Source organism: Paenarthrobacter sp. 22069 (assembly GCF_052046035.1).
In the GTDB taxonomy this organism is placed as follows: domain Bacteria; phylum Actinomycetota; class Actinomycetes; order Actinomycetales; family Micrococcaceae; genus Arthrobacter.
The window spans coordinates 1-24046 of the sequence record NZ_JBQEQF010000029.1; the positions used below are offsets into that span (position 1 = coordinate 1).

The 24046-nt window shown below is 66.8% G+C and carries 23 protein-coding genes and 1 pseudogene; 13 read left to right on the top strand and 11 right to left on the bottom strand.

Going from position 1 to position 24046, the window contains the following annotated elements; all coding sequences use genetic code 11:
• The 7 genes from ACTJK0_RS18880 to ACTJK0_RS18910 all read right to left on the bottom strand — a co-directional run.
• A protein-coding gene (locus ACTJK0_RS18880) for an IS5 family transposase (RefSeq protein WP_440744999.1) occupies positions 1–897 on the bottom strand; the annotation gives its coding sequence in 2 pieces (ribosomal slippage) (positions 1–545 and positions 547–897; 896 coding nt annotated over the 2 pieces). This gene is flagged as partial in the annotation.
• Between the two features lie 46 nt (positions 898–943).
• Positions 944–2506 carry a long-chain-fatty-acid--CoA ligase gene (locus tag ACTJK0_RS18885; protein ID WP_110542475.1) on the bottom strand — a complete coding sequence of 521 codons (1563 nt, stop codon included), beginning with the start codon at positions 2504–2506 and terminating at the stop codon, positions 944–946.
• Between the two features lie 50 nt (positions 2507–2556).
• Positions 2557–3813: an acyl-CoA dehydrogenase family protein gene (locus ACTJK0_RS18890; protein ID WP_110542476.1), complete on the bottom strand. Its 1257-nt coding sequence runs from the start codon at positions 3811–3813 to the stop codon at positions 2557–2559.
• 138 nt (positions 3814–3951) lie between these two features.
• Positions 3952–4674, bottom strand: coding sequence for a TetR/AcrR family transcriptional regulator (locus ACTJK0_RS18895; protein ID WP_110542477.1), 723 nt, complete (start codon positions 4672–4674; stop codon positions 3952–3954).
• A 76-nt stretch (positions 4675–4750) separates the two neighbouring features.
• Positions 4751–5776 carry an NAD-dependent epimerase/dehydratase family protein gene (locus ACTJK0_RS18900; protein WP_110542478.1) on the bottom strand — a complete coding sequence of 342 codons (1026 nt, stop codon included), beginning with the start codon at positions 5774–5776 and terminating at the stop codon, positions 4751–4753.
• Positions 5770–6741, bottom strand: a complete 972-nt coding sequence (locus ACTJK0_RS18905) for an aldo/keto reductase (protein ID WP_440746209.1) — start codon at positions 6739–6741, stop codon at positions 5770–5772. Before ACTJK0_RS18905 ends, ACTJK0_RS18900 begins: the two co-directional genes overlap by 7 nt.
• Positions 6742–6824: 83 nt before the next feature.
• Complete coding sequence (locus ACTJK0_RS18910; protein WP_440746210.1) at positions 6825–7646, bottom strand: aldo/keto reductase; 822 nt, start codon at positions 7644–7646, stop codon at positions 6825–6827.
• A gap of 221 nt (positions 7647–7867) precedes the next feature.
• Between ACTJK0_RS18910 and ACTJK0_RS18915 the strand changes: the two genes are divergently transcribed.
• Positions 7868–8767 carry a helix-turn-helix domain-containing protein gene (locus ACTJK0_RS18915; protein WP_440746211.1) on the top strand — a complete coding sequence of 300 codons (900 nt, stop codon included), beginning with the start codon at positions 7868–7870 and terminating at the stop codon, positions 8765–8767.
• 163 nt (positions 8768–8930) lie between these two features.
• The gene (locus tag ACTJK0_RS18920) at positions 8931–9137 is read left to right on the top strand and encodes a hypothetical protein (RefSeq protein WP_043451888.1); all 207 of its coding nucleotides are present in this window, start codon (positions 8931–8933) and stop codon (positions 9135–9137) included.
• 54 nt (positions 9138–9191) lie between these two features.
• Here ACTJK0_RS18920 and ACTJK0_RS18925 read toward each other — a convergent pair whose 3' ends face one another.
• Together ACTJK0_RS18925 and ACTJK0_RS18930 are read right to left on the bottom strand one after the other, a co-directional pair.
• On the bottom strand, positions 9192–9404 hold the full coding sequence (locus ACTJK0_RS18925; RefSeq protein ID WP_440746212.1) for a dodecin: 213 nt from the start codon (positions 9402–9404) through the stop codon (positions 9192–9194).
• Positions 9405–9530: 126 nt separating this feature from the next.
• Positions 9531–10235, bottom strand: a complete 705-nt coding sequence (locus ACTJK0_RS18930) for a FadR/GntR family transcriptional regulator (RefSeq protein ID WP_440746213.1) — start codon at positions 10233–10235, stop codon at positions 9531–9533.
• Between the two features lie 175 nt (positions 10236–10410).
• Between ACTJK0_RS18930 and ACTJK0_RS18935 the strand changes: the two genes are divergently transcribed.
• The 7 genes and pseudogenes from ACTJK0_RS18935 to ACTJK0_RS18965 all read left to right on the top strand — a co-directional run bounded on the left by ACTJK0_RS18935 (position 10411) and on the right by ACTJK0_RS18965 (position 17561).
• Positions 10411–11907, top strand: coding sequence for a four-carbon acid sugar kinase family protein (locus ACTJK0_RS18935; protein WP_440746214.1), 1497 nt, complete (start codon positions 10411–10413; stop codon positions 11905–11907).
• A 64-nt stretch (positions 11908–11971) separates the two neighbouring features.
• The gene (locus ACTJK0_RS18940; protein ID WP_440746215.1) at positions 11972–12871 is read left to right on the top strand and encodes an NAD(P)-dependent oxidoreductase; all 900 of its coding nucleotides are present in this window, start codon (positions 11972–11974) and stop codon (positions 12869–12871) included.
• A 160-nt stretch (positions 12872–13031) separates the two neighbouring features.
• On the top strand, positions 13032–14498 hold the full coding sequence (locus tag ACTJK0_RS18945) for a GntP family transporter (protein WP_440746216.1): 1467 nt from the start codon (positions 13032–13034) through the stop codon (positions 14496–14498).
• Positions 14498–15361, top strand: a complete 864-nt coding sequence (locus ACTJK0_RS18950) for a class II fructose-bisphosphate aldolase (RefSeq protein ID WP_440746217.1) — start codon at positions 14498–14500, stop codon at positions 15359–15361. The genes ACTJK0_RS18945 and ACTJK0_RS18950 overlap by 1 nt, the downstream gene beginning before the upstream one ends.
• Positions 15362–15413: 52 nt before the next feature.
• A pseudogene (locus tag ACTJK0_RS18955) lies at positions 15414–15819 on the top strand (DUF1304 domain-containing protein).
• Between the two features lie 89 nt (positions 15820–15908).
• Positions 15909–17216, top strand: coding sequence for an acyltransferase family protein (locus ACTJK0_RS18960; protein WP_440746218.1), 1308 nt, complete (start codon positions 15909–15911; stop codon positions 17214–17216).
• Positions 17217–17231: 15 nt separating this feature from the next.
• The gene (locus ACTJK0_RS18965; protein WP_110542489.1) at positions 17232–17561 is read left to right on the top strand and encodes a GNAT family N-acetyltransferase; all 330 of its coding nucleotides are present in this window, start codon (positions 17232–17234) and stop codon (positions 17559–17561) included.
• 74 nt (positions 17562–17635) lie between these two features.
• On the opposite strand, the gene ACTJK0_RS18970 is transcribed toward ACTJK0_RS18965, so the two are convergent.
• Both ACTJK0_RS18970 and ACTJK0_RS18975 read right to left on the bottom strand, forming a co-directional pair.
• Entirely contained in the window at positions 17636–17959 is a 324-nt protein-coding gene (locus ACTJK0_RS18970) for a hypothetical protein (RefSeq protein ID WP_110542490.1), read from the bottom strand.
• A 168-nt stretch (positions 17960–18127) separates the two neighbouring features.
• Positions 18128–18466 carry a hypothetical protein gene (locus ACTJK0_RS18975; protein ID WP_440746219.1) on the bottom strand — a complete coding sequence of 113 codons (339 nt, stop codon included), beginning with the start codon at positions 18464–18466 and terminating at the stop codon, positions 18128–18130.
• Between the two features lie 162 nt (positions 18467–18628).
• Here ACTJK0_RS18975 and ACTJK0_RS18980 point away from each other — a divergent pair, with 162 nt between their 5' ends.
• From ACTJK0_RS18980 to ACTJK0_RS18995, 4 genes are read left to right on the top strand one after another with little or no spacing between them, the layout of a single operon-like run.
• Positions 18629–20242: a pyridoxal phosphate-dependent decarboxylase family protein gene (locus ACTJK0_RS18980; RefSeq protein WP_440746234.1), complete on the top strand. Its 1614-nt coding sequence runs from the start codon at positions 18629–18631 to the stop codon at positions 20240–20242.
• On the top strand, positions 20239–21579 hold the full coding sequence (locus tag ACTJK0_RS18985) for a lysine N(6)-hydroxylase/L-ornithine N(5)-oxygenase family protein (RefSeq protein ID WP_440746220.1): 1341 nt from the start codon (positions 20239–20241) through the stop codon (positions 21577–21579). The genes ACTJK0_RS18980 and ACTJK0_RS18985 overlap by 4 nt, the downstream gene beginning before the upstream one ends.
• Complete coding sequence (locus tag ACTJK0_RS18990) at positions 21576–22160, top strand: GNAT family N-acetyltransferase (RefSeq protein ID WP_440746221.1); 585 nt, start codon at positions 21576–21578, stop codon at positions 22158–22160. The genes ACTJK0_RS18985 and ACTJK0_RS18990 overlap by 4 nt, the downstream gene beginning before the upstream one ends.
• On the top strand, positions 22157–24034 hold the full coding sequence (locus tag ACTJK0_RS18995; RefSeq protein ID WP_440746222.1) for an IucA/IucC family protein: 1878 nt from the start codon (positions 22157–22159) through the stop codon (positions 24032–24034). Before ACTJK0_RS18990 ends, ACTJK0_RS18995 begins: the two co-directional genes overlap by 4 nt.
• The last annotated feature ends 12 nt before the right edge of the window (positions 24035–24046 follow it).

Here is a 24046-nt window from a genome sequence, read left to right on the forward strand (position 1 = left end):
TAGGGCGTGTCTCCTAAAGCTGTCAGCCAGATGCTGATTGCCCGGAGAACGGCTCCGCCGCGGTAGGTCAGGGCGAGTTTGTCGTAGCGGGTCGCCAGGGCACGCCATTGCTTGAAGATGTTGAAGTTCCGTTCGACGACGTTCCGGCCTTTGTAGTCCTCTTTGTCGAAGGCCGGAGGCCTGCCTCCGGTGGATCCTCGTCGCTTGCGGTGGCCGATCTGGTCGGATGGTTGCGGGATGACAGCGACGATGCCTCGATCCCGGAGCTGGGTTCGGATGGCCCTCGATGAGTAGGCCTTGTCTCCACGAACCCGGTCCGGGCGGGTACGTGGCCTGCCCGGACCGGCCCGGTTGACCTTCAACTGGTTCATCAGGTGGGCGAACATCGGCGCATCGCCGCCCTGTCCCGGCGCGACCAGCAGAACTAGGGGCCTGCCTTTGCCATCAACCAGGGCGTGGATCTTGGTACTCAGCCCGCCGCGCGACCGGCCAATGGCATGGTCGTCCGGTTCAGCACACAGATTCATGTAATTCGAGCCGGCCCCCTGTGGTGCGGGGAAGGTTCGTGCCGTGCTGGTGGGCACGGTTCACCGTCGAATCGACCGAGACCGACCAGTCCACTTCACCCTGAGAGTCCGCAACCGTCAGCAAAGCCGCCAGAATGCTGTCCCAAGTTCCGTCACCGCTATAGCGGCGGTGACGCTTCCAAATCGTCTGCCACGGACCGAACTCGCCAGGCACATCCCGCCACGCGATTCCGCACCGATACCGGTAAATGATGCCCTCGACCACCCGGCGGTCGTCCCGAAAAGGACGGCCCCGACGACCATCAGAGGACGGTAGCAACGGCTGGATGCGGGCCCACTGCCCATCAGTCAAAACAGAAGTACGAGACACTCATCAAGCATCCCGGCTTAACCAACCCGGGTTTAGGAGACACGCCCTAGCCCCCGTTGGCGTCGCCAGCCAGCTTCCGCTTGAGGATCTTTCCGCTGGGGCCCAGGGGGAGCTCGGAGAGGATCCTGACCACCCGCGGGTACTTGAACGCTGCGAGCTGGTTGGCCGCGAATTCGATCAGTTCGGCTTCGGTCACCGTGGCGCCCGCGTCCAGCACGATGGCGGCTGCGATCTCCTGGCCGTGGACCTCATCCGGGACGCCGTAGACGGCGGCGCTGACCACCGAGGGATGGGTGAGCAGGACTTCCTCCACTTCCCGGGGATAGACGTTGTATCCATTGCGGATGATCATGTCCTTCTTGCGGTCCACGATGGTGAGGTAGCCGTCGTCGTCCTTGGTTCCGAGGTCCCCCGTCCGGAACCACCCGTCCACCACGGCTTCCGCCGTGGCTTCCGGCCGGTTGAGATAGCCCTTCATCAGCAGGTGCCCGCGGATGACCAGTTCGCCGAGTTCGCCGTTGGGCAGCAGTTCAATGCTTTCCACCGTCTCGGGTCGTGCGATTTCGATGTCGACTCCCCAGATGGGAACCCCAATCGTGCCGGGCCGCGGCGGCGTGCCAACGTGGTTGAAAGCGGCAACCGGTGATGTCTCGGTCAGGCCGTAGCCTTCATGGATTTCCACACCGAAGACGTCGCGGAACCGGTCCATGACGGCCAGGGGAAGGGATGCGCCCCCGGAGATGCCATACCGAAGCGCGGCCGGGCGGTCCGGTATGGCCTTGGCGGCTTCCAGGAGCGCCACGTACATGGTGGGCACCCCGAGGAAGATGTTGACGCCGTGCCGGGCCAACAGTTTCAGGGCGTCCGCACCGTTGAAGCGGGGCATCAGCACAATGGTGGCCCCGGCCCGCAGGCCGGTGTTGAGGACCACTGTTTGGCCGAAGGTGTGGAATAGCGGCAGCCCGCCGAACAGGACGTCGCCCGGCTTGAAGTCCATGACGCTGGTCAGCAGGACGCTGGTCTGCTCCACCAGCGCGAAGTGGGTGCCCAGGGCACCCTTCGGCTTGCCCGTGGTGCCTGAGGTGTACAGGATGGTGGCCGTGTCCGAGGGTCGGCAGGGTTCATACGTCCGGATCGGCTCGGCGCCGGCCGCCTCCGCTTCCAGCCGGGGCAACCCGCCGTCGTCGGGAGCCATCACGGTGAGGACATCGATGCCGCTGGCCGTCGCTCCCGCGGTGCCCTCCGCCAGCAGCGGCGCGGCGCAGATTAGGAGCCTGGCGCCGCTGTCCTGCAGGACGTATTCGATTTCACGGCCCTTCAGCAGGGCATGCACCGGCACCACGATCGCGCCGAGCGCCAGGATGGCGTAGTACACCCGGGCGAAGTCCGGGACATTGGGGATCAGGACGGCGACGGCGTCTCCGGGGCCAATGCCCCGCGACCGCAACGCCCCGGCGTAGGCACGCGTCTCCCGCCAAAGGTCGCCGTAGCTGACCCGGTCATCACCGACGACGAGCGCGATGCTGTCCGGGGTCCGTTTTGCTGATTCAGCCAGGACGGCTGCCACGGAGATGGTGGCGAAGCCGTCGGTGGAGTTGGTGGTGGTCATGGCCTTCTTCTTGGTTGGCTGGTGGCACTCGGACGGGTGGGGGATTGCCCTTAGGCGAAGGCGGAGGTGCCCGTGATGCCGCGGCCGATGATGAGGGCCTGCATGGTTTCGGTGCCTTCGTAGGTGTGAATGGCTTCGATGTCGGCAAGGTGCCTGGCCACCCTGTTTTCCAGTAGGATGCCGTTGCCGCCCAGCAGGTCCCGGGCGTTGGAGGCGATGCCGCGGGCGGTCCTGGTGCAGGTGTATTTGGCCAGCGACGCCTGCTCCGGAGTGAGTGTCCCCGCCTCATCGAGCCGCGTCATCTGCACCACCATCAGCTGCATGGTGGCCAGTTCGCTCAGCATCCGGGCCAGCCGCTCCTGGACGATTTGGGACGCGGCCAGCGGCCGGCCGAACTGCTTTCGCTGCTTGGCGTACTGGACGGCCGTTTCGTAGCAGGCAGTGGCGTGGCCGACGGCGGACCAGGCCACGCCGAGGCGGGTCGCCAGCAGGACCCGGGCCGTGTCCTTGAAGCTGCGTGCACCCGGCAGGACGCTTTCTTCGGGGACGAAGACGTCCTCCAGCCGGATGTGGGCCTGCCAGATGGCGCGGAGGGCGAGTTTGCCTTCGATTTTCGTGGCGGTGTAGCCGGGGGAGTCCTGCGGAACCAGGTAGCCATGGACTTGGCCGTCGTCGCCGCGGGCCCAGACGACGCTGATGCCGCCCACCGAGCCGTTGCCGATCCACTTCTTTTCGCCGTTGAGCAGGAACCCGCCGTCCGTGCGGGTTGCCGTGGTTTCCAGTGCCACCGAATCGGAGCCATGGGTAGGCTCCGTGAGGGCGAACGCCGCGTATTCCGTGCCCTTGGCAATCGCCGGCAGCCAGCGTTCCTTCTGCGCCGCGGATCCACATTCAGCCACGGAGCGCAGGGCCAGGCCGCCCTGGACCGCGATCATCGTGGCCACGGAGCCGTCGCCCCGGCTGATTTCCATGTTCACCAGGCCGGCAGCCATGCTGCTCATGGGCGCGAAGCCCTCCACTGTAATGCCATCGCGGAGCAGGTCCAGTTCGCCCAGGCGCTGGAGGAGGTGCAGCGGGTACTCGCCGCGTTCCCAGTAGTCGTCGATGACGGGGAGGACCTCGTCCTGGACAAAGCTGCGGGCGCGGTCCCAGTACGCGCGGTCCTCGTCGCCGACGCCGGCAAGGACGGATGCCGGGTCCGTCCCGAGGGCCTCGGTCAGGATGTATTCCGGCTCAACCGTGCCGGAAGGGAAGCCAGTGGGTCCCTCGGTGCGGGTGGGCGCGAGGCTGGGCGACGTCGTCGTCATGAATATGCATCCTTCGAATCAGCAGCGGCGGGAGGGCCGGTAGTGTGTGGCCTGCACCACACGGTCTAAGGATGCAATGAAACGCAGTTCCAGGTCAAGAAACTGGGTACCAAGTTGGGCAAATGGCGGGCAGTAGGGCTAGGGGAGCGCATCCCTTACCGCCTGGGCGATGGCGTCCTTGTCCGCGGGGCCGGGAAGGACGGTGACGACGACGGTCGGCGCCGGCTGGGGGGCATCGGTAACCGGGGCGCCCAGGAGTGCAGGCCGGAACGTGTCCGCCAGAGCATGGAGCTCCGCGGCCAGGGCCGTGGACCGCTGCCGGTCGGCCGCCGCGGCCCCGGGAGCGGCCCGCAGCCACTCCCGCAGGAAGGCGTTGTGCACGGCCACGACCGCTGCCGCGAAGGCGACGGCCTTGTATTCGCGCCGGCCGTTCCGGGGCAGCCTGTCATTCAGGTAGTGCAGGAACGCCCGCTCGTACCGGTGGGAGGTCACCAGTTCCCGGTCCCGGAGTGCCGGAACTGCCTGCAAAAGCCCGTGCCGGGCGCGGGAGGTCTGCGGGTTCCGCAGATGGTGGTCGAAGACCAGCAGCGCCGCGTCAGCCACTGCGGCCAGGGGCTCAAGCCTGGATTCGGCGAGCCGTTCATTGACCTGGTGCAGGATCCGCTCGTGGTCGGCGAAGACAACGTCCTCCTTGGACCCGAACCTGCGGAAGAACGTGCTGCGGCTCATGCCTGAGGCTTCTGCCAGTTCCTCGACCGACGTGGCGTCGAAACCCTGCTTCGTCAGGAGGCCAATGGCTGCCGCAACGGGCCCGTCGGCGGGATGCCCATCGGCGGGGCGGCTGGAAGGGGGCGAAGTCATGCGCCGAAATGTAGCACAGCCGCCCTCCGGCAGCTGGCCTGCCGCCGGCATGCGGCAGGCCGGCGCGCGGCCGGGTTCAGGCGCCCTGCCGCGCCCAGCCGGTCAGCTTGTCGGAAAGCTGCATGTAGGCCTCGTTGACCTGCTGCAGCCGCGGGTTGCTGTCGTACCACTCCACGATTTCCCTGGCGCCGTCCGCGAACGGGATGGTGGCGGTGTAGTCCGGGACCAGGGACTTGATCTTGGTGTTGTCGAAGACCACCGAATGGGACCGGTCACCCAGGAGGTTGGAACCCAGTTCCTGGTCCTGGGCGGCGATGGTTTCGGACGCCACATGGACCAGTTCCGGTTCCCGAACTCCGGCCGCCCTCGCGAACAGCCGGTAGATCTGGTTCCAGGGCAGGTACTCGTCGGAGGTGATGGTGTAGCTCTCGCCCACCGCCTGCGGCCTGCCGAGCAGGCCGACGAACGCCTTGGCAAAGTCCTTGCTGTGCGTGAGCGTCCACAGGGAGGTGCCGTCGCCGTGGACCATGACCGGCAGGCCGCTGCGCATGCGGTGGATGTCCGTCCAGCCGCCCACCATGGCGATCTTGGTGCGGTCGTACGTGTGCGACGGCCGGATCACCGTCAGCGGGAAGTCGTCCTCCCGGTAGGCCCGGAACAGCAGCTCCTCGCACGCGATCTTGTCACGGGAGTACTGCCAAAACGGGTTTTTCAGCGGCGTGGACTCGCGGATGGGAAGCCTGGTGGGTGGCTTCTGGTACGCGGAGGCGGAGCTGATGAAGACGTACTGCCCGACCCGGTCCCGGAACAGGTCCATGCTGGTTTGCGCCTGGTCCGGGGTGTAGGAGATGAAGTCTGCCACGGCGTCGAATTCCCTGCCGCCCAGCACCTCCCGCACGGCCGCTGCATCACGGACGTCCGCGTGGAGCACTTCCGCCCCGTCCGGGACCGGCCTGGTGGACTGGCCCCGGTTGAGGATGGTCAGCCGGTGGCCCAGTGCGACGGCGCGTTCTGCCGCCGCCGCGCTGATGACCCCGGTGCCGCCGATGAAGAGGATGTTCCTCGGCGCCACAGTGTCCGGCAGATCGAGTGGGGTTACCACGCGTAGTCTTCCGGTGCCGTGCGGTGTCCCGGGAAGATGTCGTCCAGCCGCTTGAGTGCGTCGCTGTCGAGGGTGACGTCCAGGGCGCGGATGGCGGCGTCGAGTTGCTCCTGGGTGCGGGGGCCCACGATCGGGGCTGTCACGGCCGGCTGGTGCAGGAGCCAGGCCAGGGCCACGTCGCCGGGCTCGTGGCCCAGTTCGTCGGCGAAGTCCTCGTACTGGCGGATCTGGTCTTCGTGCTTCTTCAGCGTTTCGGCGGGGCGGCCCTCGGTGCGGCGCACACCTTGGCGCTCCTTCTTGAGCACGCCGCCCAGCAGGCCGCCCTGCAAAGGCGACCACGGAATCAGACCCAGCCCGTACTGCTGGGCCGCCGGAATGACTTCCAGTTCCACCTGGCGCATGAACAGGTTGTAGATGGACTGCTCGCTGACGAGGCCGGTGTAGTTCCGGCGGCGTGCTGCTTCCTGGGCCTGGGCGATGTGCCAGCCGGCGAAGTTGCTGCTGCCTGAGTAGAGGACCTTCCCCTGCTGGACGGCCACTTCGATGGCCTGCCAGATCTCGTCCCAGGGCGTATCGCGGTCGATGTGGTGGAACTGGTACACATCGATGTAGTCCGTCTGCAGGCGCTTGAGGCTGGCATCGAGTGCGCGGCGGATGTTCAATGCCGAGAGCTTGGATTCGTTGGGCCGGTCCGTCATGGTGCCGTACAGCTTGGTGGCCAGGACGGTGTGCTCCCGGCGCTCGCCGCCCTTTGCGAACCAGCGTCCGATGATTTCTTCGGTCCAGCCGCGGTGTTCGGCGCCGCCGTACACGTTGGCGGTGTCGAAGAAGTTGATGCCGGACCCGTGGGCGGAGTCCATGATGCGTTGGGCGTCCGCTTCCTCTGTCTGCGGACCGAAGTTCATGGTGCCCAGGCAAAGACGGGAAACTCTAAGGCCGGAGCGGCCCAAATGCGTGTACTGCACGGAAGGTCCTTTCGGAAGGTGCCTGCGTTGTTGGCCGGTATCCAGTGGTGGTTGGGCGGTCCGGAGGTTGGCCCGCGGGCAACCTACATCTGGGTGAAGGAGGCGACGGCGGGATCGGACCCGATGCGCGCGCCGGACTCCAGGGCGGTGATGGCGGAAAGTTCGTCATCGCTCAGGGTGAGTGCGGACGCCGCGAAGTTCTCCCGGATCCGGTCCGGGTTGGCAGACTTGGGGATGACGATGTTTCCGTTGGCCAGGTGCCACGCGAGCACCACCTGGGCGGTGGAGGCGTCGTGGGCCCGGGCAATGGCGGTGACGGCATTCCCATTGAGGTCGCCGCCCTGCCCCAGCGGGCTGTAAGCCTCGACGGCGATGCCCAGGCTCCGGCATTTTGCCGCAAGGTCTGCCTGCTGGTAGCTCGGGTGGAGTTCGATCTGGTTGACTGCCGGAACCGTCTGGGCGGATTCCAGCAGTGTGTCCAGGTGGTCCGAAAGGAAGTTGGAGACGCCGATGGCACGGATCTCCTTGTTCTCGTACAGCCGCTCCATCTCCTTCCAGGCCTGGACGAAGAGCCCCTGGGAAGGGACCGGCCAGTGGATGAGGTAGAGGTCGATGAAGTCCAGGCCCAGTGCCTTGCGGCTGTTCTGGAAGGCTTCCTGCGCCCGGCCCTGCTCGCCGTTGCGCAGCTTGGTGGTGACGAAGATTTCCTCGCGGGGGATGCCGGTGGCGGCAAGCGCTGCCCCGACCCCGGCTTCATTGCGGTAGGCGGCAGCGGTGTCGATGTGGCGGTAGCCTGCTTCAAGCGCGTCCTCCACGGTCCGCTGGGTGTCCTCCGGCGGGACCTGGAAGACGCCGAAGCCAAGCTGCGGGATGGTGACGCCGTTGTTGAGTGTCAGCTCTGACATGGGTGTGCTCCTTGGAACGGTATGAGGCGTGGAACGGAAGACTGGCGTGGATGGGCGCCGGCTGCTCGACGTAACGAGAAAGCGGTTTCCGCTGGCTCACTCCTGAGCCTATGCACTTTTTGCCGCCAAGTCAGCAGGGGAAGCTGTTCCTGTTTTTCCTAGGACTGCCAGTCCTACTTTCGTCGTAGAGCGCCGCAGGCATCGCGGGCAGAATGGTCTGCATGGGTCAAAGCGCCGAGTTCGGAAAATTCCTCAAAGCCATGCGGTCCCGGTTGAGTCCGGAGGTTGCGGGAACGGGTCCCAGCACCGGCGCGCGGAGGGTCCCGGGGCTGCGGCGCGAGGAAGTCGCCCGGCTGGCCGGGGTCAGCACCGACTACTACGTCCGTCTGGAGCAGGGGCGGAACATCCATCCCTCACGAACCGTTCTGGACGCAGTCGCCCGGGCGCTGCGGCTGGACAGCAGCGAACACGCGCACATGCTGGACCTCCTGGAGAACTGCGCAGGTGCACCCCGCGAACCCGGCGCCAACACTGCCCAGGGTGTCCGCCCGGCCTTGCGCCAGCTCCTCGATGCCGTGGGAGAGGTGCCCGCGATGGTTCTGGGTCGGCGGAGCGATGTGCTGGCCGGCAACAGGATGGCGTTCCTGCTGTTCGCGGACTTCCCGGCGCTGCCGCCGGCGGAGCGTAACCTGACGCGCTGGACCATCCTGGACCCCGCGGCCCGGGAACTGTTCAGGGACTGGAAAACCGTGGCCGCGGAAGCGGCGGGCTCGCTCCGGCTGGACGTGGGACGGCACCCCAACGATGCGCAGGCCAACCATCTCGTAGGCGAACTGGCGGTCCACAGCGAGCACTTCCGGCAGTGGTGGGCCGGACACCGGGTGGCCACCAGGGCGGCCGGTACCGTCCGGCTGCACCATCCCGCGGTGGGGGACCTGGAACTGAACTTTGAAAACCTCGTCCTGCCCGAGGACCCCGACCAGACGCTGCGGGTGTACTCCGCCAGGCCTGGGTCGCCGTCGTCAGACGCGCTGGCCCTCCTCGGCAGCCTCGGAGCGGTGCCCGGGGTGGACCTGGACTGCGGGACCCCCGCTGTGGCCGACAAGGGCGAAAGGGATTGAGCAGATCGGACTGAGCAGGCCCGGCCCCCCGTTCGTTCTGTACATTCGTCCAGCGCGGTCGCTGCATTCTGGCCATGCGCCCATTGGCGGAGGGGCAGGCGTTTCCTAGGGTGGGAGTATCAGCTTTCTTTGCCCAGTTTTTATCACCAGGATGGTCTCAACGATGAAACGCATCGCACTGTTGAAGGAACGCCAGGCGTCCGCCGGCACTGCCTCCACCGCCACCGGTTCGCACTGCCCGGCTTCGGGCTTGTGGAGCCCTGACCTGGACCCGCACACGGTCCTGTCCTTCTTCGAAGGCCATGTATTTCCCGCGTTCGACGGCGTGCCTACAGTGTGGCGGCGGCGCAGCCCGGGAACGGCAAACTAAGGCGCACTTAAAGCANCGTCACAACGACGCTGGCTGCGGGCCGGTTGCTTGTATCTACTGCTCTTCCAGCCGGAAGCCGATCTTGATGGTGACCTGCCAGTCCGCGATCTTTCCGTCCTCCAGGTGGCCGCGGACCTCTTTCACCTCGAACCAGTCGAGGTTCCGGAGGGTCTGGGATGCCTTGGCAATGCCGTTGCGGACGGCGTCGTCCACGCCCTGGGTGGAGGTGCCGACAATTTCAGAAATGCTGTACGTGTGGTTGGACAACTTCGCTCCTCGTGATCATCGATGCTCCCGGTTGCGGGCCGTCCCTGAAGCCTAGTAGGACTCCGGGAGGGTTGAACAGAGGCGCCCGCAATTAGGCACGGAAGCAAAAACAGGCGGGGGAGCAGGCTATTTGGCCTCGAGCACCAGTTGCTTCAGGTCGTCCAGGGTTTGCTGCATGTGGGCGTCCATGGCCTCACGCGCCCTGCCGGCATCGCGGGATTTCAGGGCTTCGGCGATGTTTTCGTGATGGCCGATGGCGTGCTCCTGGATGACCGGGACGGCGGAGGTTTCAGTCCTTCGCTTCTCCAGCACCCGGTGCAGGGGTTCAAACAGAACTGACACGAAGACGTTCCCCGAGGCATGCAGGATGACGTCGTGGAAGGCAAGGTCCGCCTCCACGAAGGCCGCGACGTCGTTGATGCTGTGGGCGGCCTTCATTGCGGAAACGTAGTTGAAGAGCGCCGTGATGTCCTCCTCTGTGATCCGCCCGGCGGCAAGCTCGCAGGCGCCGGTTTCGAGCATGCGCCGGAGTTCGATCAGCTGGATGGAGGCATCGGCGTCGTTCTTGCCCTCGGATGCGGCGCGAAGCACGGCTTCCAGGGACGCCCAGCGGCTCAAGGGATTGACGAACGTTCCCCGGCCCCGCTCCACACTGAGGATGCGCTGGGCCTGCAGCGTCTTCATCGCCTCGCGGACCGTCATGCGGCTGACTTCGTGGCGGGCGCTTAGTTCGTGCTCGCCGGGGACAGTGGAGCCGGGCGGAAACTCGCCCTCAATGATGCGGTCCAGCAATTCGTCGGCCACTACGCCTACCAGTGACTTCCTTGCCATTGTGCCCCCGATTCCTGCCCCCGCGGCATCAGTGCGGCGGATATGTCAGACAAGTGTACTTGCGCGTCCCTATGCCGTGTGCCACACTAACATTCAAATGCAAGATGTCAGACATCTTACAGTTACCTTTATATCTGGATCCGGAAGCCCGGATCGCTACACAATGGAGTGCATCGTGACGTATGAAGCAGACGTGCTGGCCGACTATCCGGCGGACCTCGAGATCCCGGCCGGGCTGGTTTCCACCGCGCTGGCCGCTTCCAACGCTGCGGTTCCCCGCGTCCTGGTAGTCCTCGACGACGACCCCACCGGCACGCAGTCCGTGGCTGACCTGCCCGTGCTCACCCGGTGGGACGTCCAGGACTTCATGTGGGCCTTTGCCCAGGGCAAGCCCGCGGTGTACGTCCTGACCAACACCCGCAGCCTGGATCCGGCAGAAGCCGCAGCCCGCAATGAGGAAGTGGTCCGCAACGCGCTGGCCGCGGCAGGATCCCCGGAATCCGCCGGTTCCAGTCTTCGACTGGGTTTCGTCAGCCGCAGCGACTCCACCCTCCGCGGCCACTTCCCCCTGGAACCGGATACCATCGCCGCCACCGTTGCAGAGGTCAGCGGTGAAAAGACCGATGGCGTTGTCCTGGTCCCCGCCTTCCCCGACGCCGGCCGCCTCACCATTGGCGGCGTCCACTACATGCGAGGCACCGGCGACGCCGCAGGCACCCTGGTCCCCGTTTCCGAGACCGAGTTCGCCAAGGATGCCTCCTTCGGCTTCAGCACGTCCGTCATGGCCGACTACATCGCAGAAAAGTCGCAGGGCAGGTTCCCCGCGGACTCCGTGATCGTCCTGGACCTGAACATCATCCGCGCCGGCGCCTCCGCCCAGGACCCGGCCATCTCCGCCAAAGCCATCGCCGACGCCATCGAGCCGGCCACCGACTCCACTCCCATCGTGGCCGACATCGTCACCGAGAACGACTTCCGTGCCCTGGCCCTGGGCCTCGAAGAAGCCGAACGCCGCGGCAAGAAGCTCCTCTACCGCGTTGGCCCGCCGTTCGTCCGCGGCCGCGTCGGCCAGGAAATCCGCACCGCCCTCACCGCTGAAGAGGCCTACGCGGGCAACACCCCGTCGGAAGCCGGCGGACTGATCGTCGTGGGATCGCACGTTGGCCTCACCACGCGCCAGCTTAACGTCCTCACCGCGGAACACAGCTCCGCGCGGATCATCGAGATCCACGTCGAGAAGCTCCTCGGTACCGAAACCGACGCCAAGGCGCACCTGGACCAGACCGTGGACGCCGTCGTCGAGGCCCTCCACACCGGTGACGTCATCGTCCACACCAGCCGCCTCCTCATCAAGACCGATGACCCGGCCGAAAGCCTGCGGATCGCACGCACCGTCTCCGCCGCCGTCGTGGACGTGGTCAACCGGACCCTGAAAACCTTCCCCCCGCGGTTCGTCATCGCCAAGGGCGGCATCACCTCCTCGGACGTGGCAGCCCACGGCCTGGAAGTCCGGCACGCGATTGTCCGCGGACCCATGTTGCCCGGCATCGTCAGCCTTTGGGAACCGGTGGATGGCCCCGCCAAGGGCATCCCCTACATCGTCTTCGCCGGCAACGTGGGCGACGACGACTCCCTGGCCCAGGTCACCCGCAAGCTCAGCAGCACTTTCTAATCCCCACCGGCTCCACGGGCCGGCCCCGCCGGCGAGGGCCGAGCAAATTTCAAGGAGAAACACCATGACCAGCAACTACACCGTCACCGTCCTGGGCCTGGGCGCCATGGGCCTGCCCATGGCCACCCGCCTGGCCTCGCAGCTGACCGTCCACGGCTTCGACATCGCCGAACCCCGCCTGGAACTCGCCCGGGAAGCCGGGATTGCCACCTTCAGCACTGCCCGCGACGCCGCCAAGGGCGCCGACGCAGTCCTCCTGGCCGTCCGCAACGGTGAACAGCTCAACGACGTCCTCTTCGGCGAGAACGGCGTGGCCTCCGTCCTGGAGCCGGGTGCCGTCGTCATCCTCGGCAGCACCGTGGGAACGGACGCCATCCCCGCTACCGTGGCCAAGCTGGCCGAATACGGCGTGGACCTGGTGGACGCCCCCCTCTCCGGCGGACCCAAGCGCGCCGGCGAAGGCGACCTGCTGATCGTCGTCGGCGCTTCCCCGGAAGCCCGCGAGAAGGCCGCCCCCGCCCTGGACCTGCTCGCCTCCACCCTCACCGTGGTGGGCGACAACCCCGGCGACGGCCAGGCCCTGAAGACCGTCAACCAGCTCCTCTGCGGCGTCCACATCGCCGCCGCCGCGGAGGCCCTGGCCCTGGCGGACGCCCTGGGCCTCGACCAGGCCAAGACCCTCGCCGCCCTCGAGGCAGGCGCGGCAGGCTCCTTCATGCTCTCCAACCGCGGCCCCCGCATCCTCGAGGCCTACAACGAGGAAGGCGCCGAGGTCCTCTCCCGCCTGGACATCTTCGTCAAGGACATGGGCATCGTGGGGAAGGCCACCCGCGCCGCCGGCCTGGCAGCACCCGTTGCCGCCGCGGCCGAGCAGCTCTACCTGCTGGGCCAGGCCCAGGGCCTCGCCGCCGCCGATGACTCCGCGGTCATCAAGGTGGTCGCGCCTTCCAAGCGCACCAAGTAAGCGTCTTTACCCCAAACCGGTACGACGACGGCGGTCCCCCCTCCGCCGTCGTCGTACCTCCCAGCGTTGCCGGCGCAGTCCCGCAACGTTTCATCCCCACCCCACCATGCCCTGGTGCCGCCCTGCCCCGGGACCGGCACGTCAAAGGAGACATCCCCCTGTGAACAACCTGATGAGCCCGCTGATACAGCGGGCGGCCGATGCCCCGGCCATCAAGCCCGCCGTTGAGCTGGGCACGCCGGTACTCCTCACCATCGCAGCGGTGGGCATCGCCATCCTGCTGGTCATGATCATCCGCTTCAAGATCCAGGCCTTCGTGGCCCTGCTGACCGTCAGCATCCTGGTGGCCGTGGCAGCAACCATCCCGCTGCAGGACATCTTCACCGTGGTGTCCAGCGGCGTCGGAAGCACCATGGGCAAGGTTGCCATCCTGATCGCGCTCGGCGCCGTGCTGGGCCGCATGATCGAGGTGTCCGGCGGCGTCCAGTCCCTCGCAGACCACTTCACCCGCAAGCTCGGGGCCAAGCGTGTGGCCGTGGCACTGACTGCCGTCGGCTTCCTGGTTGCCATTCCCGTCTTCTTCGAAGTTGGCATCATCGTGCTGGTGCCCATCGTCTATGCCTTCGCCAAGATCGCCAAGGTCCACCCGGTCAAGTTCGGCCTGCCCATGGCCGGCATCATGCTCGCCATCCACGTGGCCGTTCCGCCGCACCCGGGCATCGTTGCCGGCGCCGGCGTGCTGGGCGCCGACATTGGGCTGATCGCCCTGATCTCCCTCCTCATCTGCATTCCGCTGGGCTTCCTGTCCTACTGGGTCGCATCCATCATGAACCGCAAGGACTACGAGCTGCTGCCCGCCGTCAAGACCCAGGTGGAGGAGTTCGGCTCCGACCAGCTGGTCAAGGTGGGCCACGACGGCCCCGGTGCCGCGGCCATCGCACCGCCCCGGCCGGGCCTGATCATCTTCCTGATCGCCACCCCGATCGTGCAGATCCTGCTCGGTACCGTTGGCACGCTCGTGATCCCCAAGAGTGACCCGCGGTACGGCCTCGCAGCCTTCATCGGCAACCCGTTCCTGGCCCTGCTGGTGGCCGTGGCGCTGTCCTTCTTCCTGCTGGCTGTCCGCCGCGGCTGGTCCTTCAAGGAGACCGGTGAAATCTTCGAAGGGTCATTGCCTCCCATCGCCTCCATCCTGATGGTGGTGGCCGCCGGCGGCGTGTTCGGCAACGTCCTGCAAGTTTCCGGCATCGGCGGGGCGCTCTCCAAGACCCTGGACACCCTCGGCGTGCCGCTGCTGCTGCTCGGGTTCATCATTTCGCTGGCCCTCCGTGCCGCCCAGGGTTCGGCCACCGTGGCCATCGTTACCACCACCGGCCTGCTGTCCGCAGCGGTCAGCGGCGGCGGCTACAGCCCAGCCCAGATCGCCGTCATCGTCATCGCCATCGGCTTTGGTGCCCTGGGCCTGTCGCACGTGACCGACGCCGGCTTCTGGGTTGTGGTGCGGTACTACGGCCTCACCGTCTCCGACGGCCTGAAGACCTGGACCGTCCTGACCACCATCCTGGGCCTCGCCGGCTTCGCACTGACCTTCGTGGCATGGATCCTGGTGGGAGGACTGGGCGCCTGATGGAAACCCGCCTGGACCACCTGGTCACTTCCGCCCTGCAGCAGGGTTCCGCCGTGCCGGCCTTCACCTGCTACGACTTCACCACCGCGCTGGCCGTGGTGGGTGCCGCAGAGGATTCCGGCAGGGGCGTGATCCTGCTGGTGGCACCCAGAACGGCCGCCACCGCGAACGGACTGCGGCTGATCTCGGCGCTGCGTGGACTGGCCGACGCAGCCACCGTCCCCGTCGCGGTGCAGCTTGACCACGCCTCCGACCTCAACGTCATGGCGGCAGCCGTCCAGGCAGGCGCGGATTCGGTCCTGGCCGACGGTTCCGCCCTCCCGTACGAGGACAACATCGCTTTGGTGCAGGCCGCCCGCGCGCTGCTGGGACCGGAAGTGGTCCTCGAGGCGGAACTCGGCGGCCTGGCAGGCGACGAGGACCGCGCGTTCTCCGCAGACCAGCCGGCCGGCCAGTCCGGCGTGGACGTGGCAGGGCTGACGGACTCGGCGCAGGTGGAGGACTTCGTGTCCCGCACCGGCGCCCAGCTTCTCGCCGTGGCTGTGGGCAACGTCCATGGCAAATACAAGGGCGAACCGCGGCTGCGCTGGGACGTGCTGCAGGACATCGCGGCGCGGATCCACGTTCCCCTGGTCCTGCACGGCGCCTCCGGAATCCCCGCCGAAGAGCTGGTCAAGGCCGCCGCCATGAACGTGGGCAAGGTCAACTTCAACACGGAACTGCGGACCGGCGTCCTGGCGACCCTCCAGGAGCAGCTCCCCGCGCACCGCTCCGACGGTGAAAACCTGCAAGGCCTGCTGGCCAGATGGAACGCGTCGGCGAAGGGTTTCGCCGCTGCCACCCTCCAAACGCTGGCACGGTAGCGGCACCGGGCGGCCGGAGGGGGCGCCCCCGAAGGGAGGCTAGGATCAAGCAATGATCCTGGCCTCCCTTCTTTTTGCCTTCCTCGCCGCCGCGCTGCATGTCTTCATTTTCACCCATGGAGTCGCTTACCTGGACCCGGCCCGCCACGTGGAAGCGCTTTGGCGTTGCCTCCCAAGCGGATGCCGAGACCACCAGGCCGCTCGCGTACAACCAGGGCTTCTACAACCTCTTCCTGGCCATCGGCGCCTTCATCGGTGTGGGGCTCGTGGCCCTCGGCGGTGTGGGCGCGTGGCAGGATGTGGCAGGCTGGACGCTCATTTTCAGCTGCTGCGGTTCCATGCTGCTGGCCGCCGCGGTCCTGGCCTTCACCGGGCGAAAGTACCTGCGGGCCGCCGTAACGCAGGGCACCACGCCGCTGCTCGCCGTCGTGCTGGGACTGCTGGCAGTGCTGCAGTAGGGGCAGAAGGGGCGTTTAGTCCTTAAAACAGCGGGAGCCCGGGGGCACAATGGTGCTGTGGACAACGCCAGGCGGTTATAGGTCCACCCATGCCGGGCACCAGCGGGCGGGGAACAGGAACCGGGGCGGACACGGCAGGCCGTGATCCGGTCATCGACCTTGTCCGCTTCATCTGCCTGGTTTTGGTGGTGGTGGGCCACTCGATGATGGTCAGCCCGGTCCTGCACCCTGACGGGACCGTGACAACGGAGAACACCCTCGCCCTGCAGGGCTGGTTTGAACCCGTCATCTGGATCTTCATGGTGATGCCGCTGTTCTTCGTCACCGGCGGCATCACCGGCCTGCAGTCCTGGCGACGGCTCAAGGCGGGCGGCGGGACAGCCGCCCAGTTCATCAGGGCGCGCCTCCTGCGCCTGGTCCGTCCGGCCACGGCCCTGCTGGCGGCGATGGTGGTGGGCCTCTCCGTGGCAGCCCTGCTGGGCGTGGACCCGCAGGTGGTCCAGCTCCTCGCCGCCGGGGCCGGCATGCCGCTGTGGTTCCTCGCGGCCTACCTCGCGGCGCAATTGAACATCCCCGTCCTGGCGGCGCTCCATGGGCGCGCTCCCTGGTTGGTCCTGGGCGTGCTCACGGCTCTGGTGGTTGGGGTGGACTGCCTGCGGGGTGCCCTGCCGGACCTCGCCAACGTCAACCTGGTGTTCGTGTGGTGCGCAGTGCAGCAACTGGGTTTCCTGGCCGCAGACGGCTACTTTTCCCGCATCACCCGTTCCAGCCTGCTGGGCATCGCCGTGGCGGCCAACCTGCTGCTGGGGCTTGTGACCGGGCTGGGCCTGTACCGGGGAAACATGCTGGTAAATCTCAATCCGCCCAACCTGACGCTGGTGATCCTGGGCGTTGCCCAGTTGGCGGTCATGGAACTGGCGCGGCCGGTCCTGGCTCCGCTCGCCGGGATCCAGTGGATCGACCGGCTCCTGGCCCTTGCCGGTGCCCGGTCCCTGACGGTGTACCTGTGGCACCTGCCCCTGCTGGGCGCCATGTCCGGGCTGCTGCTTCTGGCCCCGCTGCCCAAGCCTGGATCCGGCACTGCTGAATGGTGGTGGTCACGGCCCCTTGTCGTCCTTGCGCTGGTCCTCCTGCTGCTGCCGGTGGCCGCAGCCTTTGGCAGGCTGGAGGAACGGACGACGGCGATGCGCGCCGCCCGCTGCCGGCCCGCCGTGGCTGGGGCCGCCGTCGTAGTGGTCTTCATCCCCGTGGCGGACGCCGCACTGAACGGGCTGTCGCTGGGACTGCTGGCAGCCGGCACCGCCTGTTTCTCGGTGGCAGTCCTTTTGCTTTCCGGCCTGCCGCTGCGGGCGCGCAGGAAGAGGGGGAGAAAGGGCATTGCCAGCGGGGTGAAGTAGTGCCAGTGTCGAACCATGACCGAGAACACCACCTCCGCGGAAGACAGATTCACCGCCAATGTTTCGTTGCGGCGCAATGACGCGGAGCACCGGTACGAACTACTGGTGGACGGCAGGCTGGCTGTGCAGGCCTTCTTCCATGACCTTCCCGGGCACATCGACTTCACTCACACGGAAACGGACCAGGATTTTGAGGGCCAGGGGCTGGGCAAAGTCCTTGCGCACTTTGCCCTGGATGACGTGGTGGCCACGGGCAAGCGGATCATCCCGCACTGCCCATTCATCTCCAGCTACCTGCGCAAGCACGAAGGGTACGGCCAGTTCGTCGACTGGCCCCAGAACTGAACGGCGCCCGGACTGACTGGCGCCCGGGCTGGCCGGCGTCGGCTGAGCGCGCTGCCGGGCAATGATCAAGGAGTTCAGCTGGCCAGGGCCTGATCGGTCACGGGCACGGCGGTGCCGGGATCGTCGATGGTGAAGCCGCAGGCGCAGCGGTAAGTGACCACGCTCTCCGGAACGGATCCGGGCCGCAGCTCAACTACGGAGTTCCCGTCAACGTACACAGGCTGCCGCACCGGCAGTTCGCCGTGGTCGACGCGCTGCATTGGCGTGCGGCAATGCATGCGGGAGTTCAGGGTCAACAGCAACCCTGCATCCACGGGTACGGTGGCGGTCAAGAGCTTCGCAGCTTCCTCGGTGCGCTCCCCAAACGCCGTCAGCTGGTCTTCCATTGCGGTGGTCATTATGTTCATCCTTGGGCTTCTTTCACGGAGCCGCCAACGCTGGCAACCCCGCCGCGAACTGCTTGCGGAGGTTCATGTACCCCGTAAGCTAAGCACGCTTACTAATTACTGCACAAATCGAGGCCGGCTGCATGCGGGCGTCGAGGTCGCCCGCATGTGTCGCCCGGGTCAGCCGCGCCGGCGTTGCCAGCGCCAGGCATGCCAGAGCAGCAGGATAACCACCGTGGCAATGCCGATGAGCACCAGTTGCGGGGCAAAGGTGAAGATTATGAAGGCGACGGAGAATCCGTCGCGCATGGGCGCCATGGCGATGGGCCCTTGGGTGAGTGCCGCCACCCCGCCTACCATCAGCCCCGCAGCCAATAGCCACAACACCACAATGAACGGGTTTGGCGCCGCCCAAGGCCTTGCCGCCGCAGGCTCCGGGTCTTCACGTTCGGGCGGCACGGGATTTCCGTCCCGGTCCACCTCGCGGAATCCGACCATTCCGGACGGTTGCTGGTCCATGCTTCCCCCTTTTGCCCCGGCAGCCTGATGTGCCTGCGACTCCATCAGCCTAGCCTTCAGGGATCCGTTTGGATAATTACGGCATAAAAGTTTGATTAAAAGGGTCACCTAAGTAAGGCTGTCCTTACTAACGATCCGAGTAAAGGAAAAACCGTGCCGTTGATGACCCGCCCCGACCACACCAGCCACCCACCGCAGCGGCCCGGAGGTCACCCGCAGCGCGCACTGCAACAGCAGGAACGCCGGGTGGGAAAACATTTCGCTGACGAAATCGGACTGGCGCTGGCTGCCGGAAACCACCTGCTCAACACCCGCAACTCGGCCCGGTACGTCGCGCAGGTGCTGCAGGGTGTCACCGCTGTGGCCACCAGGCTTGAGCGAACCACCGGGCCGTTCACCGGCGTCGAACCGGCGGCGCTACAGGCCCGCGTGGCCGCCGTGGACCTCGACAGCCCGCTGCCGGACACGGCAGCAGCGCTGCAGGAACTCGAGGAGGTGTACCTGCGTGACGCCGTCTACTTCCATGACGCCCGGTACGCCGCCCACCTCAACTGTCCCGTGGTGATCCCCGCACTGGTCGGCGAAGCCATCCTGTCTGCCGTGAACTCGTCACTGGATACCTGGGACCAGAGCGCAGGCGCCACCATGATCGAGCGGCGCCTCATCGATTGGGCAGCAGAGCGCCTGCACCTGGGTGACACCGCGGACGGCATCTTCACCTCCGGGGGCAGCCAGTCCAACCTGCAGGCGCTGCTCGTGGCCCGCAACCGTGCCGTGGCGGGGCTTCGCCGGGACCCCGCCCGCGCCGGACTCCGCCTTCCGGCCCTGCTGGACACCCTGCGGATCTTCACCTCCGCGGACAGCCACTTCAGCATCCGGAAGTCAGCCTCCATGCTGGGCCTCGGCCTCGATGCGGTCATCAGCATTCCCTGCACCGCTGACCACAGGACGGACCCGGCGGCCCTCGCCGACGCCATGGCGGAAGCACAGGCAGCCGGCCTGACCGCCATGGCCGTGGTGGCGACCGCCGGGACCACGGACTTCGGTGCGGTGGACCCGCTGGCAGACCTGGCCGGTCTCGCCAAGGCTTACCGCGCCTGGTTCCACGTCGACGCCGCCTATGGTGGTGGGCTCATGGTTTCAGGCTGCTACCGGCACCTGCTGGACGGCATCGCCCTGGCCGACTCCGTCACCGTGGACTTCCACAAGACCTTCTTCCAGCCGGTCAGCTCAAGCGCCCTCCTGGTCCGCGAGGCCGCAATGCTGCGGCATGTCACCCACTACGCCGACTACCTCAACCATGAAAGCGCCGCGCTGGCCGGGATCCCCAACCAGGTGGACAAGAGCATCCAGACCACCCGCCGGTTCGACGCCCTCAAGCTCTGGCTCACCCTGCGGATCATGGGCGCAGACGCCGTTGGAGCCCTGTTCGACGAGGCCATCGACCTTACGGCCCGGGTGGGTTCCCTCCTCGAGGCCGACGACGACTTCGAGCTCGCCGCACCGCCGCAGCTCAGCACCCTGGTGTTCCGGTACCGCCCTGCCGTGCAGGACGGCGTCCGCCTGTCCCAGGACGCCGCCGACGCGCTGAACCCCGCCATCCGGGCGGCGGTCTTCGCCTCCGGCAAGGCGGTGGTGGCCGGGACAAAGGTCGGCGGGCGCCACTACCTGAAGTTCACCCTCCTCAACGCCGAGGCAGCGCTCGAGGACATCGCCGGGATCATTGGCCTCCTCCGCACCACCGGGGCCGGACTCCTGAAGGCCACCGCAGCATGAGCACCCCGGACAACTGCAGGATCTACGACTTCGCCGCAGCCGGCGTCGGGCCCTTCAACCTGGGCCTGGCCGCCCTCACCGGGCCTGTGGAAGGGGTGGAGGGCATTTTCCTGGAGCAGCGCGCGTGCTTTGACTGGCACCCGGGGATGATGCTTGAGCCCGCACACCTGCAGGTGCCCTTCATGGCCGACCTCGTGACCATGGCGGACCCCACCTCGCCGTATTCATTCCTGAACTTCCTCAAGCAGACCGGACGGCTGTACCGCTTCTACATCCGGGAGAACCTCTACCCCCTGCGCGCCGAGTACAACCAGTACTGCCAGTGGGTGGCCGGCCAGCTGCCGACCGTGCGGTTCGGCACCACCGTGCTGGACGTCCGGTACGACGACGGCGTGTACCGGCTCAGCGTGGACGGCCCGGCGGGGCAGGAGGTACTCCGGGCCCGGCGGCTCGTGCTCGGAACGGGCACCTCGCCCCACATCCCGGACGCCGGCGCGGACATCGCCGCTGCGGCGGAGGCAGGACGCGGGGGAATGGCCTTCCACAATGGCGACTACCTGGCCCGGAAAGCCGAGCTCCAGCGGCAGCGCAGCATCACCATTGTGGGCAGCGGCCAGAGTGCGGCCGAGATCTATTACGAGCTCCTGCAGGAAGCAGACGTGCACGGCTACCAGTTGAACTGGGTGACCCGTTCCGGCCGGTTCTTCCCGCTGGAGTACACCAAGCTGACCCTTGAGATGACCTCGCCCGAGTACGTGGACTACTTCCATGCACTGCCGCAGGACCGGCGGGACCACCTCAACAAGACGCAGAAGAACCTCTACAAGGGGATCAACTCGGACCTGATCGATGCGATTTACGACCTGCTTTACGCCAAGAGCCTCTCCGGCATGGTCAACAGCCGGCTGCTCACCCACTCCACCCTCACCGGAGCGCAGTGGGATCCGTCCACCGGCACCCACGCGCTGGAGCTGCACCATGACGAACAGGGCACCTCCTACACGTTGGACAGCGAAGCCGTGGTGTTCGCCACCGGTTACGGCTACCGGGAGCCCGCGTTCCTGGCCGGCGTGCAGGACCGGATTGCCCGTGACAGCGCCGGGCGCTTCGCCGTGGACCGGAACTACAGCACCGGTGTGGTTCCCGGCGAGATCTTCGTCCAGAACGCCGAACTGCACACCCACGGGTTCGCCACCCCGGACCTGGGGATGGGCGCCTACCGCAACGCCTGCATCCTCCGTGAGATCACCGGCCGCGAGGTGTACCCCGTGGAGCGCAGCATCGCCTTCCAGCAGTTCGGGGCCCCGGCCGGCATTTCCCAAGAGGTCCCGGCATGAGGTTCACGTTCCACTGCCTGGACGCGCACGCCGACGCCCTGCTGCTGCACGGCTGGGTGACCCAGCCGTACGCCGTGTTCTGGGGGATGCTCTCCGCCAGTGTGGCTGACGTGGTGGAGGAGTACGCCGCGATCCAGTCAAGCGGCCACCACCACGCACTCCTGGGGCTCGACGGCGGAGTGCCCGCCTTCCTGATGGAGGAGTACCTTCCCGCCTCCTCGCCATTGGCGGCCGTCTACACCGTCCAGCCCGGTGACGTGGGGATGCACCTGCTGGTGGGCCCGCCGTCGTCCGGACCGGAGCCCGGCTACACCACCGCCGTCATGGACGCCGTCCTTGCCCGGCTGTTCTCCCTGCCGGACGTGGAACGCGTGGTGGTGGAACCGGATGTCAGGAACACCAGGATCCATGCGCTCAACGAACGGCTTGGTTTCCAGCCTGCCGGGGTGGTGGCGCTGCCGGACAAGAAAGCACTGCTGAGCTTCTGCACCCGCTCCGGCTACCTGGCCGCCCGGGCAGCCCTCCTGCCCGCACGCCCACTCCCAACAATTCCCAACAGCAGCCCCGAAGGAGCACTGTGACCATCCACCTCGACCACCGACCCACCGCTGCCGCAGCTCAAGCCACGGCCCCTGGGGCCGCCGTTTCCCACCTGACACCTGCCCGCTGGGACGCAGCCAACCGGCACCTGCTCCGCAAGGCCCTCGCCGAGTTCTCCCACGAGCGGATCCTCGCTCCCGAACGCGTGTCCGCCGCAGCCGATGCCGGCAGCTACCGTCTGGCCAGCGATGACGGTTCACACGAATACCGGTTCGCGGCCAGGATCCTCGAACTCGACCACTGGTCCATTGATGCCGCGTCCATCCGGCACCTCCATAACGGCACCGAAGCGCCCCTGGATGTCCTGGAGTTCATCACGGTGTTCCACACGACGCTGGGTGTCACCCTGCAGATGCTCCCGGTCTACCTCGAAGAAATCAGCAGCACGCTGGCCAGCCACGCGTACAAGCAGGGGGGCCGCCGGCCGTCGGCAGCCGAACTCGCGGCTGGTGTGACCGGCGGCCGGGACATTGCCGCCGATTTCCAGGCCGTCGAGCGGAGCATGACTGAGGGGCATCCCTGTTTCGTAGCGAACAACGGCCGCCTGGGTTTCGGCATCGGCGACTACCACGCCTTTGCCCCGGAAACAGGCGCACCCGTGCAGCTGCAATGGATCGCGGTGCAGCGGTCCCATGCTGTATTCACGGCGAGCGCCGGGCTGGACTACCGCGCGCACCTGGACGCCGAGCTGGGCCCGCTTGCCGGAAACTTCGCCAAGGAACTGCAGCTGATGGGCCTGGACCCGGACCATTACTTCTTCATGCCCGTCCATCCGTGGCAGTGGGAGAACAAGCTGGCCGTGACTTTCGCGGCAGAAATCGCCCGGCAGCGCATCGTCCACCTGGGCGCCGGGAAGGACAGCTACCAGGCACAGCAGTCGATCCGCACGTTCTTCAACACCAACCACCCGTCCCGCAACTACGTCAAGACCGCCATGTCCGTGCTGAACATGGGCTTCATGCGGGGCCTGTCCCCGCAATACATGAAGGCCACCCCGGCCATCAACGACTGGCTGCGGGGCCTCATCGAAGCCGACGGCACGCTCAGCCGGCGGGGCTTTACCATGATCGGCGAGGTGGCGGCGATCGGGTACCACAACGGGTATTACGAGGCCGGCTCGGCCAGCGCGTCGTCCTACCGGAAGATGCTGTCCGCGCTGTGGCGGGAAAGTCCGCTGCCGCTTTTGCAGGACGGGCAGCAGCTGGCCACCATGGCCTCGCTGCTGCACGTGGACGCCGCGGGCAAGCCAATGGCGTCAGCCCTCATCGAGCGGTCCGGCCTGGCCGCCGGGGCCTGGCTTCGCCGCTACTTCGAGGCCTACCTGGTCCCGCTGGTGCACTGCCTCTTCCGGTACGGGCTGGCGTTCATGCCGCACGGCGAGAACGTGATCCTGGTGCTGGAGGACGGCGTGCCCGCCAGGGCCATCATGAAGGACATCGCCGAGGAGATCGTGGTGATGGGCGACCAGCTGGACCTTCCGGAAGAAGTGGCCCGCATCAAGGCCGACATACCCGATGGCGAAAAGTTGCTGGCAATCTTCACCGACGTCTTCGACTGCATCTTCCGTTTCCTCAGTGCGCTGCTGGACGAGGACGGCGTCCTTCCGCAGGAGGAGTTCTGGCGGACGGCGGCCGCCGCCATCAGGGACTACCAGGCGCACCATCCGGAGCTCGCGGCCGAGTTCGCCAGGTATGACCTTTTCGCTCCGGATTTCGCGTTGTCCTGCTTAAACCGGCTGCAGCTCCGCAACAACCAGCACATGCTGGACCTGGCGGATCCCTCCGGCGGACTGCAGATGGCCGGGCGGCTGGCAAACCCGCTGGCAAGGTTCGCGGACGGAGACGCCCGGCCGTGACTAGGCTGGCAG

Coding starts and splice junctions, on each gene's coding strand:
- ACTJK0_RS18895 (WP_110542477.1), bottom strand. CDS start 4,674: ATGACTTCGCCCCCTTCCAGCCGCCCCGCCGATGGGCATCCCGCCGAC.
- ACTJK0_RS18990 (WP_440746221.1), top strand. CDS start 21,576: ATGAGGTTCACGTTCCACTGCCTGGACGCGCACGCCGACGCCCTGCTG.
- ACTJK0_RS18950 (WP_440746217.1), top strand. CDS start 14,498: ATGGAAACCCGCCTGGACCACCTGGTCACTTCCGCCCTGCAGCAGGGT.
- ACTJK0_RS18965 (WP_110542489.1), top strand. CDS start 17,232: ATGACCGAGAACACCACCTCCGCGGAAGACAGATTCACCGCCAATGTT.
- ACTJK0_RS18920 (WP_043451888.1), top strand. CDS start 8,931: ATGAAACGCATCGCACTGTTGAAGGAACGCCAGGCGTCCGCCGGCACT.
- ACTJK0_RS18890 (WP_110542476.1), bottom strand. CDS start 3,813: ATGACGACGACGTCGCCCAGCCTCGCGCCCACCCGCACCGAGGGACCC.
- ACTJK0_RS18980 (WP_440746234.1), top strand. CDS start 18,629: ATGACCCGCCCCGACCACACCAGCCACCCACCGCAGCGGCCCGGAGGT.
- ACTJK0_RS18915 (WP_440746211.1), top strand. CDS start 7,868: ATGGGTCAAAGCGCCGAGTTCGGAAAATTCCTCAAAGCCATGCGGTCC.
- ACTJK0_RS18930 (WP_440746213.1), bottom strand. CDS start 10,235: ATGGCAAGGAAGTCACTGGTAGGCGTAGTGGCCGACGAATTGCTGGAC.
- ACTJK0_RS18910 (WP_440746210.1), bottom strand. CDS start 7,646: ATGTCAGAGCTGACACTCAACAACGGCGTCACCATCCCGCAGCTTGGC.
- ACTJK0_RS18975 (WP_440746219.1), bottom strand. CDS start 18,466: ATGGACCAGCAACCGTCCGGAATGGTCGGATTCCGCGAGGTGGACCGG.
- ACTJK0_RS18970 (WP_110542490.1), bottom strand. CDS start 17,959: ATGACCACCGCAATGGAAGACCAGCTGACGGCGTTTGGGGAGCGCACC.
- ACTJK0_RS18960 (WP_440746218.1), top strand. CDS start 15,909: ATGCCGGGCACCAGCGGGCGGGGAACAGGAACCGGGGCGGACACGGCA.
- ACTJK0_RS18985 (WP_440746220.1), top strand. CDS start 20,239: ATGAGCACCCCGGACAACTGCAGGATCTACGACTTCGCCGCAGCCGGC.
- ACTJK0_RS18940 (WP_440746215.1), top strand. CDS start 11,972: ATGACCAGCAACTACACCGTCACCGTCCTGGGCCTGGGCGCCATGGGC.
- ACTJK0_RS18885 (WP_110542475.1), bottom strand. CDS start 2,506: ATGACCACCACCAACTCCACCGACGGCTTCGCCACCATCTCCGTGGCA.